General features: G+C 69.3%; 17 protein-coding genes. 9 read left to right on the top strand and 8 right to left on the bottom strand.

Annotated features, from left to right (window positions below; all coding sequences use genetic code 11):
• Window positions 1-19: 19 nt before the first annotated feature.
• Together ACIGO6_RS22040 and ACIGO6_RS22035 are read right to left on the bottom strand one after the other, a co-directional pair.
• Window positions 20-2086: a hypothetical protein gene (locus ACIGO6_RS22040; RefSeq protein ID WP_399878691.1), complete on the bottom strand. Its 2067-nt coding sequence runs from the start codon at window positions 2084-2086 to the stop codon at window positions 20-22.
• Between the two features lie 25 nt (window positions 2087-2111).
• On the bottom strand, window positions 2112-2492 hold the full coding sequence (locus ACIGO6_RS22035) for a hypothetical protein (RefSeq protein WP_399878689.1): 381 nt from the start codon (window positions 2490-2492) through the stop codon (window positions 2112-2114).
• Between the two features lie 665 nt (window positions 2493-3157).
• Between ACIGO6_RS22035 and ACIGO6_RS22030 the strand changes: the two genes are divergently transcribed.
• The gene (locus ACIGO6_RS22030; protein WP_399878687.1) at window positions 3158-3400 is read left to right on the top strand and encodes a hypothetical protein; all 243 of its coding nucleotides are present in this window, start codon (window positions 3158-3160) and stop codon (window positions 3398-3400) included.
• A gap of 82 nt (window positions 3401-3482) precedes the next feature.
• Here ACIGO6_RS22030 and ACIGO6_RS22025 read toward each other — a convergent pair whose 3' ends face one another.
• From ACIGO6_RS22025 to ACIGO6_RS22010, 4 genes are all read right to left on the bottom strand, one after another.
• Window positions 3483-4688 (bottom strand): acyltransferase family protein, encoded by a 1206-nt coding sequence (locus tag ACIGO6_RS22025; RefSeq protein WP_399878685.1) that lies wholly within the window; start codon window positions 4686-4688, stop codon window positions 3483-3485.
• A 96-nt stretch (window positions 4689-4784) separates the two neighbouring features.
• Complete coding sequence (gene gdhA / locus ACIGO6_RS22020; RefSeq protein WP_399878683.1) at window positions 4785-6143, bottom strand: NADP-specific glutamate dehydrogenase; 1359 nt, start codon at window positions 6141-6143, stop codon at window positions 4785-4787.
• Window positions 6144-6338: 195 nt separating this feature from the next.
• Window positions 6339-6575, bottom strand: a complete 237-nt coding sequence (locus tag ACIGO6_RS22015) for a 4-oxalocrotonate tautomerase family protein (RefSeq protein ID WP_399878682.1) — start codon at window positions 6573-6575, stop codon at window positions 6339-6341.
• On the bottom strand, window positions 6575-7336 hold the full coding sequence (locus ACIGO6_RS22010; RefSeq protein ID WP_399878680.1) for an SDR family oxidoreductase: 762 nt from the start codon (window positions 7334-7336) through the stop codon (window positions 6575-6577). The genes ACIGO6_RS22015 and ACIGO6_RS22010 overlap by 1 nt, the downstream gene beginning before the upstream one ends.
• 77 nt (window positions 7337-7413) lie before the next feature.
• Here ACIGO6_RS22010 and ACIGO6_RS22005 point away from each other — a divergent pair, with 77 nt between their 5' ends.
• Entirely contained in the window at window positions 7414-8316 is a 903-nt protein-coding gene (locus tag ACIGO6_RS22005; RefSeq protein WP_399878678.1) for a helix-turn-helix transcriptional regulator, read from the top strand.
• Here ACIGO6_RS22005 and ACIGO6_RS22000 read toward each other — a convergent pair.
• A complete protein-coding gene (locus ACIGO6_RS22000; protein WP_399878676.1) occupies window positions 8267-8461 on the bottom strand; it encodes a DUF397 domain-containing protein in 195 nt (64 codons plus the stop codon). The genes ACIGO6_RS22005 and ACIGO6_RS22000 overlap by 50 nt on opposite strands.
• Complete coding sequence (locus tag ACIGO6_RS21995; protein WP_399878674.1) at window positions 8458-9309, bottom strand: helix-turn-helix domain-containing protein; 852 nt, start codon at window positions 9307-9309, stop codon at window positions 8458-8460. The genes ACIGO6_RS22000 and ACIGO6_RS21995 overlap by 4 nt, the downstream gene beginning before the upstream one ends.
• A 157-nt stretch (window positions 9310-9466) precedes the next feature.
• On the opposite strand from ACIGO6_RS21995, the gene ACIGO6_RS21990 reads away from it, so the two are divergent.
• From ACIGO6_RS21990 to ACIGO6_RS21960, 7 genes are all read left to right on the top strand, one after another.
• Complete coding sequence (locus tag ACIGO6_RS21990) at window positions 9467-9898, top strand: ATP-binding protein (RefSeq protein ID WP_399878672.1); 432 nt, start codon at window positions 9467-9469, stop codon at window positions 9896-9898.
• A gap of 243 nt (window positions 9899-10141) precedes the next feature.
• A complete protein-coding gene (locus tag ACIGO6_RS21985; protein WP_399878670.1) occupies window positions 10142-11038 on the top strand; it encodes a helix-turn-helix domain-containing protein in 897 nt (298 codons plus the stop codon).
• Window positions 11039-11125: 87 nt separating this feature from the next.
• On the top strand, window positions 11126-11473 hold the full coding sequence (locus ACIGO6_RS21980) for a hypothetical protein (RefSeq protein ID WP_399878668.1): 348 nt from the start codon (window positions 11126-11128) through the stop codon (window positions 11471-11473).
• A complete protein-coding gene (locus ACIGO6_RS21975) occupies window positions 11470-11727 on the top strand; it encodes a hypothetical protein (RefSeq protein WP_399878666.1) in 258 nt (85 codons plus the stop codon). Before ACIGO6_RS21980 ends, ACIGO6_RS21975 begins: the two co-directional genes overlap by 4 nt.
• Window positions 11728-11908: 181 nt before the next feature.
• Complete coding sequence (locus tag ACIGO6_RS21970; RefSeq protein ID WP_399878664.1) at window positions 11909-12553, top strand: DUF6932 family protein; 645 nt, start codon at window positions 11909-11911, stop codon at window positions 12551-12553.
• 97 nt (window positions 12554-12650) lie between these two features.
• A complete protein-coding gene (locus ACIGO6_RS21965; RefSeq protein ID WP_399878663.1) occupies window positions 12651-13121 on the top strand; it encodes a hypothetical protein in 471 nt (156 codons plus the stop codon).
• Window positions 13118-13945: a hypothetical protein gene (locus ACIGO6_RS21960; protein ID WP_399878662.1), complete on the top strand. Its 828-nt coding sequence runs from the start codon at window positions 13118-13120 to the stop codon at window positions 13943-13945. Before ACIGO6_RS21965 ends, ACIGO6_RS21960 begins: the two co-directional genes overlap by 4 nt.
• Window positions 13946-13954: the final 9 nt, after the last annotated feature.

Below are 13954 nucleotides of genomic sequence, written 5' to 3'. Positions count from 1 at the left end.
CCCGCTCGCCAACCCCGACTCACTGCGTAGCCCCTGCTCCTGAGATTCCCTGTGCGTGCTGGACACCTGCTTCGGTCGACTTCTCGATGGTGTCCATCGGCCCGTATTCTTCGGCAGCCACGCCGTGGGTTCGTTTCCATTCATCCGACAGCGCAGCGAGCTGACCGTTCCGAGTCTTGTATGCGTTCACGTTCTCTTCGGTCGCCTGATCATCCAGCCGCCTCTGCTCGTCCGACAGCCACCTGTCCGTGACGTAGTCAACCCCTTGCTGCACCTTGTCGCTGGCGACCGGGATGTAGCCGATCGCCTCGTCCACGACGGGTTTCCAGGTGAACTCCGCGACCTTGGGGTCTCCCTGTGCCTGGATGCGCGCCTCCTCCAGAAAACCGACCGTGCGGCCGGCCCGGACGAGGGACTCCGTCGACTTGGACTGGGGGTCGTCGTGGATGTCGGCGACCATCGCCTGGTTCAGCCCCGCGTTCAGGGTGTTGTAGGCATCCTGGTCCTTGGAGACCTGCTTGGTGACTTCGAAGAGGTCGCCCTGGTCCAGGGGGGAGCCGGCGATGGCGACTTCGCTCATCGCCGTGTGGACCGTGGCCCCGTGGTTGACCAGGATGTTGGCCATCGGCTCGCGCAGGTTCGGTGGGAAGTCGTCGCCGCTGTCGGCCAGGGACGTGAGGGCCGACTTGAAGACCGCGTCGTTCTGCTTCGTGTGTTCGACGTAGCGCGCGTTCGGGTCCGACGGGTCGATCCCCGTCGCCGCCGCCTGGAGCGCCGCGCCGAAACCGGCCCGGCTGTCCCCGTCCACGCCCGGCGTGTACGTGCTGACCTTCGCACCTTCCCGCTCATGCAGCGTGACGTCCCAGTCCCGGTCCTTCATCAGGTACTTCATCTTCTCGTCGGAGCTGAGGTAAGCCGCCGCCGCGTCCGGATCGTGGCTCATGATGCCGAGCATGCCGTCCACCGGATCGTTGGCGAACCAGCCGTCCTCCTTGCCGCTGTACTCGTGCTTCAGCTGCCAGATGCCGGGGTCCTTCTTCTCCGCCGCGATCATGTCGTCGGTGAGGTCCCCGAGCATGCCGGACGAGTATCCGTGGCCCTTCTCCATGAGGGTGACGAGGGACTGGTACCCGACCGCCTTGTCGAGGCGCGCGCCCTGCACATCCGTGCCGTGCCGCTCCACGCCGGCTGCGCGCATGTCCTCGCGCCAGTCCTCGTACCACTGCGACTTGGTGTCCTTCGTCGCCGAGGCAAGGGCGTTGGCCAGGCCCGTCTCGATCGTCGAGTAGTGGCCCGCGCGGTCGCCGCCCTGCACGTGGATGAGGTCGTTCAGCTTGTTCGTCAGCGTGATCGTGCCGTCCGCGCCCAGGCCGTCCAGGAGGGTGCGCGAGAACGCCGCGTCGTCGCTGTTGTCCCGGAACGTGCGCTCCAGCTCGGCGATCTCCTTGTCGGACAGCCGCTCACCCGCCCGGAGCTTCTCCAGCGCCTCCTCGGCCGCTTCGCCCTCGTACTTCTCGATGTCGTCCTTCGCCTCGCCGTTGAAGCCCTTGCCCCCGGCGATGACGCTCGAGTCGATCACGACGGCCTGCAGGGCGATCTGGACGCCGGCGTCGGCGTCGGTGACGTCCCGCACCGCCTTGTTGATGTGGTTCTGCCACGACTGGACGACCTCCCGCCACGCCGGGTCGTGGTTCAAGGTCCTGCGTTCCGCCTCCGTCAGCCGCTCGGTGTCGAGGCTCACGAGGCCCTGGTCGGAGACCTTCATGCCCGCGTCGATGGCGTCCTGCCGGGCCGACTTCAGCCGGCCGCGCAGTTCGACGAACTGCGTGTGCGCATCGCGCAGCAGGCCCGCCACCGCTTTGGCCTCCGTCTGCGCGTACTGGAATTCCTTGAGGGTGATGTCGAAGCGCCGGTTGGCCGCGTCGGCGCTCAGTCCCACCCAGCCGGTGCCCATGGAGATGCCGTGCACATCCCGGTCATAGGCCTTCTCCTGCTTGGCGAACTCGCCCGCCATGCCGTCCCACCGGTCGGCGGCGGTGGTGAGCGCGCCGAGGTCGGTGGTCATGATCTCGTGGTACGTCGGCATCCGCCCGTTTCCCCGCCTCGCGCCTTCAGAACCGGTCCAGTGGAGACGGCTGCCGGATCTTCAGGGTCTGGGCGCCCACCCCGTAGTCCGTGCTCTGCAGGATGGTGCCGGCGCCGCGCAGCGCGCCCTTCTCCGAGTCGAGGCGGTCCATCAGGTTCTTCACCTGGTCGCCCCAGGTCTTGTGGGCCTTCTTCAGCGCCGACGACGTGACCCAGCCGTCCCCGTCCTTCGCGGCGAACGCCTTGACCGCGTCCCCCGTGTCCTCGTCCGCCCACGCCCCGGCCTTGGCGGTGTCGGGCTGGATGTGCTCCTCGATCGCCTTCACGGCGGCCGCCTTCTCGGCGGGCGAGGAGGCGAGATCCCTCCGGCCGCCACCCACCGGGCCAGGTCCCGCGACGCCACTCACGACTGTCTCCCCCAGTGATGTGTGCTCCGACTGGATGATCACCGTCAGTCACCATACCTCAGCCGTTACCAACCGTCGTTCTCCGGTCACACCTCCCCCACCAGTGCGGTCCGGTACGCGTCCGAGAAGATTCACGATTCGATCGACCAGGCACGCCGGACGGCGGGAGACGTCGTGGACGGCCTGTCGAGCCTCTACCCCTTCTGATGACACCGTGGACCTCGTGAAAGACACCACCCCGTACGCGTTCGTGGTCTCCGTGAACAACCCGGTTCCGGTGACGGACCCACGGCCCGGGCACCTGCCGCCCGACGCCGAGGCGGTCTCGGCGGTCCGGGCGACGACCGCCCGCCGGCCCGAGGACACCCCGCTGGCCCGGGTGTTCACCCCGCACAGCGCACAGCGCACAGCGCTGGAGCCGGCAGACGCCGGTCCCCTTCTGGGTCGACGACGGAGCGGACGGCACCCCCTTCTGCTCCGTCCGCCCGGTCGCCCCGGACGTCTACGAGGTCCACGCGGCCGACGGCACCCCGCTGGCCCGGGTCACCCGTCGCGGCGGCCGGCTCCTCCCGTGGCCCCGGCGGGTCCGGTGGTCCGCGGAGTTCGCCGGACCGTCCCACGGGGTCAGCGGCAGGGCGGGCACGTGGTACGCGTGGCTGGTCCACGTGGTGACCGCACCCCTGTGGTTCGTCCTCGCGCTGTGCGCGGCGCTGTACTCGTTCTTCGTGGGCGAGGCGGACGACTACACGTTCGGCAGGCCGGCCCGGACCCGCTGGCGCACGCGCGGTGCCGGGACGGTGCTGGACTATCGGGGCATCAACAAGCTCTACCGCCTCGACCCCCGCCGGCTGGACCCCCGCGTCGCCTACGCCCTGGCGGTCCTGCACACGTGGGAACGCGAACGCTGACAGCCGCGGCTCCCGGACTGCCGGTGCACCGCGGGCGCCCTCGGCGGGGCGCGGCGAGAAGGCCCATCGGATCAACCACCGGTCAGTGGCCCCCCGCGTTGCGCAGCCGTGCGAACGATGTGTCCAGCCCCTTCTTCAGCAGCCTCGACACCGGGCGTTCCACGAAGCGGTGGATCAGGTGGCTCAGCAGCAGGAAGCCCGTGATGATCAGGGCGAGCAGCAGTCGGGCGTCCATCGTGCCGTGCAGGCGGGCGATGAGGCTTGTGCCGGCCGCGTAGTGGATCAGGTAGAGCGGGTACGTCAGGGCGCCCGCCGTGACCAGCCACTTCCAGCGGATGCGGTCGGTGTGGCCGAGCGCGACGGCGACCATGAAGAGCAGGAAGACGGTGAAGATCGCCACGCTGCCCCGCCAGCTCGAGACGCGTTCGACGTACTCGATCCGGTTGCCGAGTTCCATCTGGCCCATCAGCCACGCCATGCCGAGGATGCCCCACAGCAGCAGGTCCTGGCCGAAGCGGTGCATGAGGTAGAGGGCGAGGCCGGCGATGAAGTACCAGGCTCCCTCCGGGTTGGCGATCAGTTCCAGGAGGGGGAGGTCGGCGGCCGGGGCGAGCATCGCGACCGCGCCCCACACGCAGCAGAAGAGCACGACCCTGCGGTACGTGAGGCCCATGGCGACCACGACCAGGAAGAGCAGGTAGAAGCGCAGCTCGGCCCAGAGGGTCCAGTAGACGCCGTCGACGTTCGGTACGTCGGAGCCGGCCTGGAGCATGGTCAGGTTGAGCAGGACCTCGCGCAGGCGGAGGCGTTCCCACACGCCCGGTACGGCGATCAGCACGGTCGTGGTGAACAGGACCGCGAACCAGTACGCCGGGTACAGCCGGATCACGCGGGAGACGAAGAACTGGCGCGGGGTGCGGCCCCAGCACGACATGCAGATCACGAAGCCGCTGATCACGAAGCCGCTGATCACGAAGAAGATCTCGACGCCGATCCAGCCGTAGGAGGCGACGCGGAACACGGTGGGCATGATCTCGGACACCGGCCGGTCCCAGATCAGGTTGCCGGGGCGGTCGGCGCGCCAGGTGCCGGCGTAGTGGTGTGCGGCCACCATCAGGGCGGCGAGCAGGCGGATGCCGTCGATGACGTACAGCCGGCGGGGCGCGGGCGGTGGAAGGGGTGGGAGGGGCTGTCCCGACCGTCCCGTCAATCGTCCCGTCAGCCGCCCCCTCAGCCGTTCAGGCACCCGCTCGGGTACCGATGTCTCCTTGTCCGCTGTACGCACCATCCGAACAGACAAGAACAGTGTTCGCACGAGCGGTAGAGGGTTGGGCAGGCCCCCACCCACCCTCCCCGCCGCGTTTATGGAGTGTTCCCCTCCGGTTCAGATGACGCCCTGGGCGAGCATCGCGTCGGCCACCCGCTCGAAGCCCGCGATGTTCGCGCCGGTCACGTAGTCGCCGGGGGCGTCGTAGCGCTCGGCGGTCTCGTGGCAGGTGGTGTGGATGTCGTTCATGATGTGCGTCAGCTCCTCCTCGACCCGCGCCGCCGTCCAGGACGTACGGGCGTGGTTCTGCGCCATCTCCAGGGCGCTGACCGCGACACCGCCCGCGTTGGCCGCCTTGCCGGGGCCGAAGGCGACGCCGGAGCGCTGGAGGAGGTGGACGGCCTCGGGGGTCGTCGGCATGTTGGCGCCCTCGGAGACCGCCTTGACGCCGTTGCGGATCAGGGTCGCGGCGTCGTTCTCGTCCAGTTCGTTCTGCGTGGCCGACGGGAGGGCGATGTCCGCCGGGACCTCCCAGACGCGGCCGCCCGGCACGAATCGGGCCGAGGAGCCCCGGCGCTCGGCGTAGGCGTCGACGCGGCCGCGCTCGACCTCCTTGATCTGCTTCAGCAGGTCGAGGTCGATGCCCTTCTCGTCGACGACGTAGCCCGAGGAGTCCGAGCAGGTGACGGGGTTCGCGCCGAGGGCGGTCAGCTTCTCGATCGTGTAGATGGCGACGTTGCCGGAGCCGGAGACGACCGCCGTCTGGCCCTCCAGGTCCTCACCGCGCTCGCGCAGCATCGCCGCCGTGAAGAGGACGTTGCCGTAGCCGGTCGCCTCCGGACGGATCAGCGAGCCGCCCCAGCCCTGGCCCTTGCCGGTCAGCACACCGGCCTCCCAGCGGTTGGTGATCCGGCGGTACTGGCCGAACAGGTAGCCGATCTCCCGGCCGCCGACGCCGATGTCCCCCGCCGGGACGTCCGTGTGCTCGCCGATGTGCCGGTACAGCTCCGTCATGAACGACTGGCAGAACCGCATGACCTCCGCGTCGCTGCGCCCGTGCGGGTCGAAGTCGCTGCCGCCCTTGCCGCCGCCGATGCCGAGGCCGGTCAGCGCGTTCTTGAAGACCTGCTCGAAGCCCAGGAACTTGATGACGCCCAGGTTGACGGAGGAGTGGAAGCGCAGGCCGCCCTTGTACGGGCCCAACGCGCTGTTGAACTCGACGCGGAAGCCCCGGTTGACCTGGACACGGCCCTGGTCGTCCTGCCACGGCACCCGGAACATGACCTGCCGCTCCGGCTCGACCAGCCGCTCGACGAGGCCCGGCTCCGCGTACTCGGGACGGGCCGCGAGCACCGGCGCCAGGGTCTCCAGCACCTCGTGGGCGGCCTGGTGGAACTCCGGCTGGGCCGGGTTGCGGTGTTCGATCTCGGTGAGGAGCTGGTCGAGCGCGGTCCTGGTCTCGCTTCGTGTCGTCACGGGGGCCCTTTCTGGCGCGGCTGACACCGGCCCTGCCGGGACGGAGGCTGTACGGCCATCCGGTCGACCGGTCGGTCCGGTGAGGGGCGCTCGGCGCCATTGCCGCGCGCGGGACACATAAGTGTTACGCGCATGTAAACATCCTGGCCAGTGTCCCGCGCCAATTCTGTCCACCATGTGAGAAACAGACGCCATTCAGTGGGCGGTGTGAGCGGCCTCCGTACCGGCGTCACCATTGAGCATCGCGGCGGTGAGGACGTTGCCCGCGACGCCCCAGCCGCCGTCGGGGACCTCGTCGACGAGCACGACGGTGGTGGGGCGGGCCCGCTCACCGTAGATCTCCGTATACAAGTCGGTGGTGCGCTCGACGATCTTCCGCTTGTCCTCGGCGGTGAGGGTGCCCGCGGGGACCTTGAAGTGGGCGAAGGGCATCAGATCATCCCCCCGTTGGCGCGCAGGACCTGGCCGTTCACCCAGTGACCGGCGGGGCTGCCGAGGAAGGCGACCACGGCGGCGATGTCGTCCGGGGTGCCCAGTCGCTCCAGCGGCGGGGTCTTGGCGAGCTGGTCGATCTGCTCGGGGGTCTTGCCGGTGAGGAACATGTCCGTGGCCGTCGGGCCGGGGGCCACGGCGTTCACCGTGATGTCCCGTCCGCGCAGCTCACGGGCCATGATCAGGGTCATCGCCTCCACGGCGCCCTTGCTCGCCGCGTACGCCCCGTAGGTCGGGAACTGCGTGCCGACCACGGAGGTCGAGAAGCCCACGAAGCTCCCGCCCGCCCGCAGCCGCCGGGCCGCCTCCCGGGCGACCACGAAGGTGCCGCGGATGTTGGTGCGGTGCATGGCGTCCAGTGCCGCGAGGTCCAGGTCGGCGATGGTCGACAGGGTCATCCGCCCGGCCGAGTTCACCACCACGTCGACGCCGCCGAACTCCTCCTCCGCCCGGTCGAACAGCGCGGCGATCTCCTTCTCCTCCGCCACGTCCGCCGGTACGGCGATCGCCCGCCCGCCGGCACCGGTGATCGCCGCCACGGTCTCCTCGGCGGACGCCGCGTCGCGGGCGTAGTTCACGACGACGGCCAGGCCGTCCTGGGCGAGCTTCTCGGAGACCGCCCGGCCGATGCCGCGGGATCCGCCGGTGACGATCGCCACGCGGGTGTCCGCCGCTGTGTTCGTGTTCGTGTTCGTGGTCATGCGTCCACGATGCGCCCGGCCGGCCTGCGCAGCCAGGGGATGTCATCCCATGGGTCACCGCCCCCGCCCGGCGCAGAATGGACGGTATGAGCGCTGTGAAGTACGCCGAGCTGGGAGCGTTCCTGCGTTCGCGGCGGGAGCGCATCCGCCCGGCCGACGTCGGACTTCCGGCCGGGCCGCGGCGCCGGGTGCCGGGGCTGCGCCGCGAGGAGGTCGCCCACCTCGCCGGGGCGTCCGTGGACTACTACAACGAGCTGGAGCGCGGGGCCGGGTCCCAGCCGTCCGAGCAGATGATCGCCGCGCTGGCGAGGGCGCTGCGGCTGTCCGCCGACGAGCGGGACTACCTCTACCGGCTCGCCGACCGGCCGGTGCCCGTGCAGGGCGGGGCCGCCTCGCACGTCCACCCCGGCATGCTCGACCTGCTCGGCCGTCTGACGTCGACCCCGGCCCAGGTGATCACCGACCTGCACGTCACGCTCGTGCAGAATCCACTGGCCGTGGCGCTGGTCGGCGACCAGTCCGGCTTCCGGGGGCCGCGGGCCAGCTTCGTCCACCGGTGGTTCACCGAGCCCGACACCCGGCGCCTGTATCCCGAGGCCGACCACGCGAGCCAGTCCCGCGCCTTCGTCGCCGACCTGCGTGCGGCCGCCGCGAGGCGGGACGCGAAGGACGCGGAAGTCGGCGGGATGATCCGTACGCTGCTCGACGTCTCCCCCGAGTTCGCCGCGCTGTGGGCCGAGCACGACGTGGCCTTCCGGCGGGACGACCGCAAACGCATCGTCCACCCGACGATCGGCGTCATCGAGGTCAACTGCCTCAACCTGTTCAGCGAGGACGGCCGCCAGCGGCTCCTGTGGTTCACACCGGCCGTGGGGACGGACAGCGCGGGGTTGCTGGAGCTGCTGGCGGTCGTGGGCACGCAGGAGGTCGTCAGCTCTCCGACGCGTACGGGAGGAAGTTCGTCCAGGCGGTCGGGGTGAGCGCCAGGCGGGGGCCGTCCTGTACGTGCTTGGAGTCGCGGACGTGGATGGTGCTGGGGGTGAGGGCCAGTTCGACGCAGGAGTTGCCGTCGGTGCCGCTGCTGTAGCTGCTCTTGAACCAGACCAGTTCGGCCTCGCGGATCATGTTTCTCCCAGCAGTGTCTCGATGAAGGCCAACGACTCCCTGGGCGGGAGAGCCTGCGCCCGGATGGTGCCATACCGCAACTCAAGGATGCGCAAGTCCCTGGGCTCAGCGATTGGCCGCCCATTGAACGCACCATCGGAACGCCCCACCGCCGTACCGTCCGGGAACTTCAGCAGCTCGATCTTGCCGTCCACCCCAGGATGGGCATCGGTGTTCGTCGGCATGACCTGCAGCGTGACGTGGTTCAACCGCCCCACCTCTAGCAAACGTTCGAGCTGGCGCTGCCACACCATTGTGCCTCCAACCGGCCGACGCAACGGCGCCTCTTCCAGGACGAAGTGGATCGATGGGGCCGGATCGCGTTCGAGAACTGTCTGCCGAGCCAGGCGGGCAGCCACCATGCGCTCCACGTCATCTGCGGAGTACGGCGGCTGTGCCGCCTCCATCAGGGCGCGAGCGTGCTCCGGCGTCTGCAACAGCCCATGGACGCTGTTGCACTCGTAGATACCGATCTCAGCCGCTTTCGCCTCCAACTTGCCCAACTCCCGCACCCGCTTCGGATACCGGACCTTCTTCACGTCCTCCCAAGTGGCCGAGATCAGCCCGCCCGCGTCCAGGATCTCGTCGGCCCTGTCCAGATACTCCTGCCGGGGAATCCGTTTCCCGCCCTCGACTTTGTATACGAGGTCCTCCCCGTACCCGACGGCCTCTCCGAACTCGGCGGCCCGCATCCCCACCGCCTCGCGCCGGAGCTTCAACTGCCGCCCCACCGTGGTGATGACCGCGACGCCCCACTCGTCATCGGGGTCCACTTCCCACCCCGGCTCGTCCACCTCGACCGTCGTCATCCCGCGCCCCTTCGTCGTACTGGCCGAATCGCCCCCAGCGCCCTACCCGTACGCCCCACCCGACAGCACCGACACCAGTGGACAACCACCGGACAGTCACCGTACGTACCCGCTGAGTCACTTCTCACGGTACGCACACGCGGCCACGCTGAGTGACGTGAAGCAGAAATCCGCCGAACTCACGACTTCTGTCCGCAACTTCAGCGTGCAGCTCTCCCCCACGCGTCGCGGTGCCCGCCTCGCCCGGTTGCTTGCGACCGAGCAACTCCGCTCCTGGGGACTGCCCCTGGACCCGGCACGCCTTCTCGTCGCCGAGCTGGCGAGCAACGCGGCGGCCCACGGACGCGTCCCCGGCCGCGATTTCCGGCTCACGCTCTACGTCGTCGGCGACACCCTCCGCATCGAGGTCACCGACACCCGGGGCGAGGAACTGCCCTGCCTCCGAACGCCCGCGCCCGACGCCGAATCCGGCCGGGGCCTGCTGCTCGTCGAGGCGCTGGCGGACCGCTGGGGAGTATCGGAGGACCGGTTTCCGCGCAAGACCGTCTGGGCCGAACTGGGCTTCACGCCACCGGAACCCACGTTTTGAGGTTCCGGTGCCCTCGGTGCCTTACCAATAAAAAGAACTTGGGAGAAAGAACCCCACCAAGCCCCACCCCTCCGCCCGAGGCTCGTCATCACTCGGGCGGGTGAACATCACCGGCTGAGCTGGATTTCCGAGCCCCCAACTCTCCTACGCTCAGCGCACACAACCGCAAAAAGACTTCGGCCCCCGCCGGGACTGGCATCCCGGTGCGAGGGCCTACCACCAAGGAAGAGGAAGACCTTCCCGATGGGTACCCAAAACCCTAGCGCGCCCACGCGCGCCCAGTCAGCCCCCGCCGCCGATCCGACCCGTTCGCGTCGTCACGGCGGCGGCATCATCCACGAGAACACCCGCCACACCACCCGCTTCGTGGTGATCGGCAACCACCTGGTCCAGCACAAGGAGCTGTCGCTGCTGGCGATCGGCCTCAGCTGTCACCTCCAGTCGCTGCCCACCGGCGCGGGCGCCGACATCAAGTCGCTCACCGCACGCTTCCCCGAGGGACCGACCCGGATCGCCGCCGCCCTGCGCGAGCTGGAGGCCCACGGCTACCTGCGCCGCGAACGCGTACGCACCCCCACAGGCCGCATCATCACCCGCACCGTCTCCTGCAACCAGCCGAAGCACCGGCGCGAGCCGGCCGACACCGGGTGCCCCGAGCGCCCCGAGCGCCCGGCAACGGAGCGAACGAACCGGCCACACCCGCGCGGCACCCGCCCCCGCAAGGCCCTCCTCGCCGTACCGCAGCCGAGCAGCAAGGCCCCCGCGCTCCTCCAGCAGGCCACCGACCTCCTCACCACTCTGCGCCGACACGACCCCCGCCTCCTTCTCTCCGCGACCGACACCGCCCACCTGGCCCCCGGCGTCGCCGCCTGGCTGGAACGGAACGTCACCTCCACAGCCGTACGCGAAGCCCTGACCGCCGGCCTGCCCGACGAGCCCCTGCGCCGCCCCGCCGCCCTCCTCGCCCACCGCCTGGCCGACCAGCTGCCGCCCCCGGCCCCACTCCGCGCCCGGGCGTCCGCGGCTCCACCGCCACCCCGCCACCCCCTCCGCAACTGCGACGGCTGCGACCGAGGCTTCCGAGCCCCCGAAGCAGAGGACCGCTGCCGCGACTGCCGCTCCCCTTCACACACTCGCTGAACAGGAGAAACAGGTTCGATGTTCGCGCCCCGATACCCCAGCCCTCCCGGACGACTACCCTGGCCAGTGCACTCCCGGGAGGACTCCATGAGCACGCAGGCCGACCACGGACACGAGCTGGTCCCCCGTCCCGAGCAGACGCCGGACGCACTGCGGGCCGCCCTCGCCGTCGTCGCCCCCGGCCGCCTGCCGGAGATGCAGCAAACCAAAGACGAGGCCTTCGCCAAGGCTCTGGAATGGCAGTCACTCAGCCCCGTGCGGAGCTGGGCCCTGGCCTGGGCCCGCGATATCGAGATCGCCCGCCGACCCGACCTCGCAGCCCGCCACGCCCATGCCGAGAGCAACCTGGAACACGAGGACCCGGCGACCGCCCGTGAGGCTTTGCGAGAGCTGAGCATCGTCCTGAACGAGGCGATGAAGGCTGTACACGCTTGAGCTGGGCCTGGGAGTACGCCTTCGGCGCGGAGGAAACCGCCCGCACCGCCCCGCCCGGCTTTCTCACCGCAGTGGAACGCAAGGCCGCCGAACTGGTCAGAGCGGCAGAAGCACGATACCTACAAGGCCACGCGTACGGCGGAGACGATCCGAAGGGCGCCGACATCACAGTCCCCGGCGGGATGTTCAGGTACCAGATCGTCGTGCGGACTGAACGCGTCTATGTCGTCCAGATCACCTACCTGGGCTTCTGAGAACAGCTTGCACACGCGTCTGAAGCGCACAGCCCCCGGAAACCCACTGCCTGAAGTGCTCCCTCGCGGTGAGTCACGTCACCGAAAGCTCCGTCGGCCCGACTCCTGTGGCGGCAGGATGGACCGCACGGCACATCGTGACTCTCCCTGGACATCAACACACCGACAGGACCCACAGCCCGTGTTGCCTTCCTTCGCTCCCAACGGATTCCTGCCGCTGGGCCGGTACTCGGTTTCCTTCGACGAAGCGGAATCCACGTTGGTCAGCGCGCCGGAGTTTCGCGAGTCCGTCACCCGCACCCGACTGTGGGACGGGCTGCAGGACTACCTGGAGAGATTCTTCACCCTTGAGGACAGGCACGCCGATGACCTCGGCGGACTCGCCCTCGTCCACCGGCTGTGGCTGGGCGGCAGCTATGTCAGCGCAAAAATCGACACACAGAACATCGACGCGACTCTGCTGATCGATGCCAGGGCCGAGCGCGCAGTACGCGGTAAGCCCGGCTCGAAGTGGCTGACCGTCGCGTTCAAGAGCAGGGACAGCGTGAAAGAAAGGTACGGCGTCTCGCCGACGAGAGTCGGGTACCGCCCCGTCGGCAACGTCTTCCGGTTAGAGCGCATGACGCCCGAGGAACGGACATACTTTACGGAAAGGGGTGTGTGGGATGACTGGTGGCAGCTGTGGGTATCGCACGGGCCACCGAGTACACATACCTGGGCTCGGCCGCAGAGCAAGCGTCGATCCCGCTGGATTCCTGAACCGCGCGAAGCGACGACACGACAAGCCGGTGATCACCTGACTGGCCATCAACTACGGCTTCCCTGAGGCTTGTTGTCCTCTAAACTGAGCCACTCTCAATCACCCCGGCGGACACGTCGCCACCGACGGAGCGGGGTGTCGGATCACGAAGGGGATACCACCCATGGAAGCCGAACTGCTGACTCTCGCGTCGGTAGCGGGCACGGCTCTGGTGAACGTGCTGGCCTCCGAGACCTGGGAACGCGGCCGGGACGCCGTCGTCGGCCTGTGGCGCAGGGTCCAGCCGGGCCGAACCGCCGATGTCGAGTCGGATCTGGCCGAGGACCGCGAACTGCTGCGCACGGCTACAGGCCGACAGCAGGACGGCTCCCGGCAGGGCTCCGAGGGCACGATCTCCGACACAGACGTAGACCCCTTGCGGGAGGCCGCCGTCGACGCGTGGCGGGCCCGCTTCGTACGGCTGCTCGCCCGCCATCCGGAACTCGCACCGGAACTGCGGCGCATGGTCGACGAGGAGCTGACGGTGCCCACGCGGTCCCCTGACCACCAGCCGTCGGTCGTGTTCAACGCAAGCCCGTCGGGCAACGCGCGCGTCTACCAGTCTGCTCGCGATCAGCACATCACCGAGCGATGAGCGACACCCCTCCCGACCCCGCGTCGGTGAAGTACGAGGCGACGCCCAAGGACCAGGCCCGGACCTACCAGACGGGCGGGGCGCAGCACATCACCGAGTACCACTACCACGGCCCACCGCCCAGCCCGCCGACTCGCTCCGCGTCCCGCTCGATGCGCATGCTGCTCGCCGCGGGACTGGCGGTGGTACTCGGCGGTGGGGGCGTGGCTCTGTGGGCCTTCGGTCCATGGCAGTCGGCCCGCAACGATCAGGGCACCACCGCCGCGAAGGTCTCCTCGTCACCGAGCCCGAGCTTCTCGCCATCGAAGGGGCCCACGGCCGAAGCGAAGGACACCGCGCCGCCACCCGCCGCCCGGTCGGAACCGACCAGCAGCCCTTCGCCCTCCGGTGCCGCCGCCCCGCCCCCCGAAGCCTCGCCGCCCTCCTCTCCGTCCCCGCAGGAGACGCAGGCCGATGACTGCCGCGGTCGTACGACTGCCGAGGGCGTGACCGTCGATGTATGTGTACGCCGGGAGGGCACCAAGGCCTACATGGTGTACGAGCTGACCGGGACGGAGACGCCGCGTCTGGTCGACGTGTACATGTGGCTTGAGGAGACGGCGACGAAGAAGGTCGTCGACTATGTGGCGGCCACGGACCAGCCCTACGGATGGCACGACATGCGAGCCGAGCTCACGCCCCTGCGTAGGGAGCATGTCGTGGAAGTGCGGCTGATGCCCGGAACGTCGTACGAGGTCTGCGTGGGAGTCGTCCCCCGTGACGCACCGGTCCCGCAGTTCCGTTCACCGAACGTAGGCGGCATCATGCACAGCTTCGTCTATTGATCGCTCTCC

This window comes from Streptomyces sp. NPDC053750 (genome assembly GCF_044544295.1).
In the GTDB taxonomy this organism is placed as follows: domain Bacteria; phylum Actinomycetota; class Actinomycetes; order Streptomycetales; family Streptomycetaceae; genus Streptomyces.
This window is presented reverse-complemented; position numbering and strand designations above follow the sequence as displayed.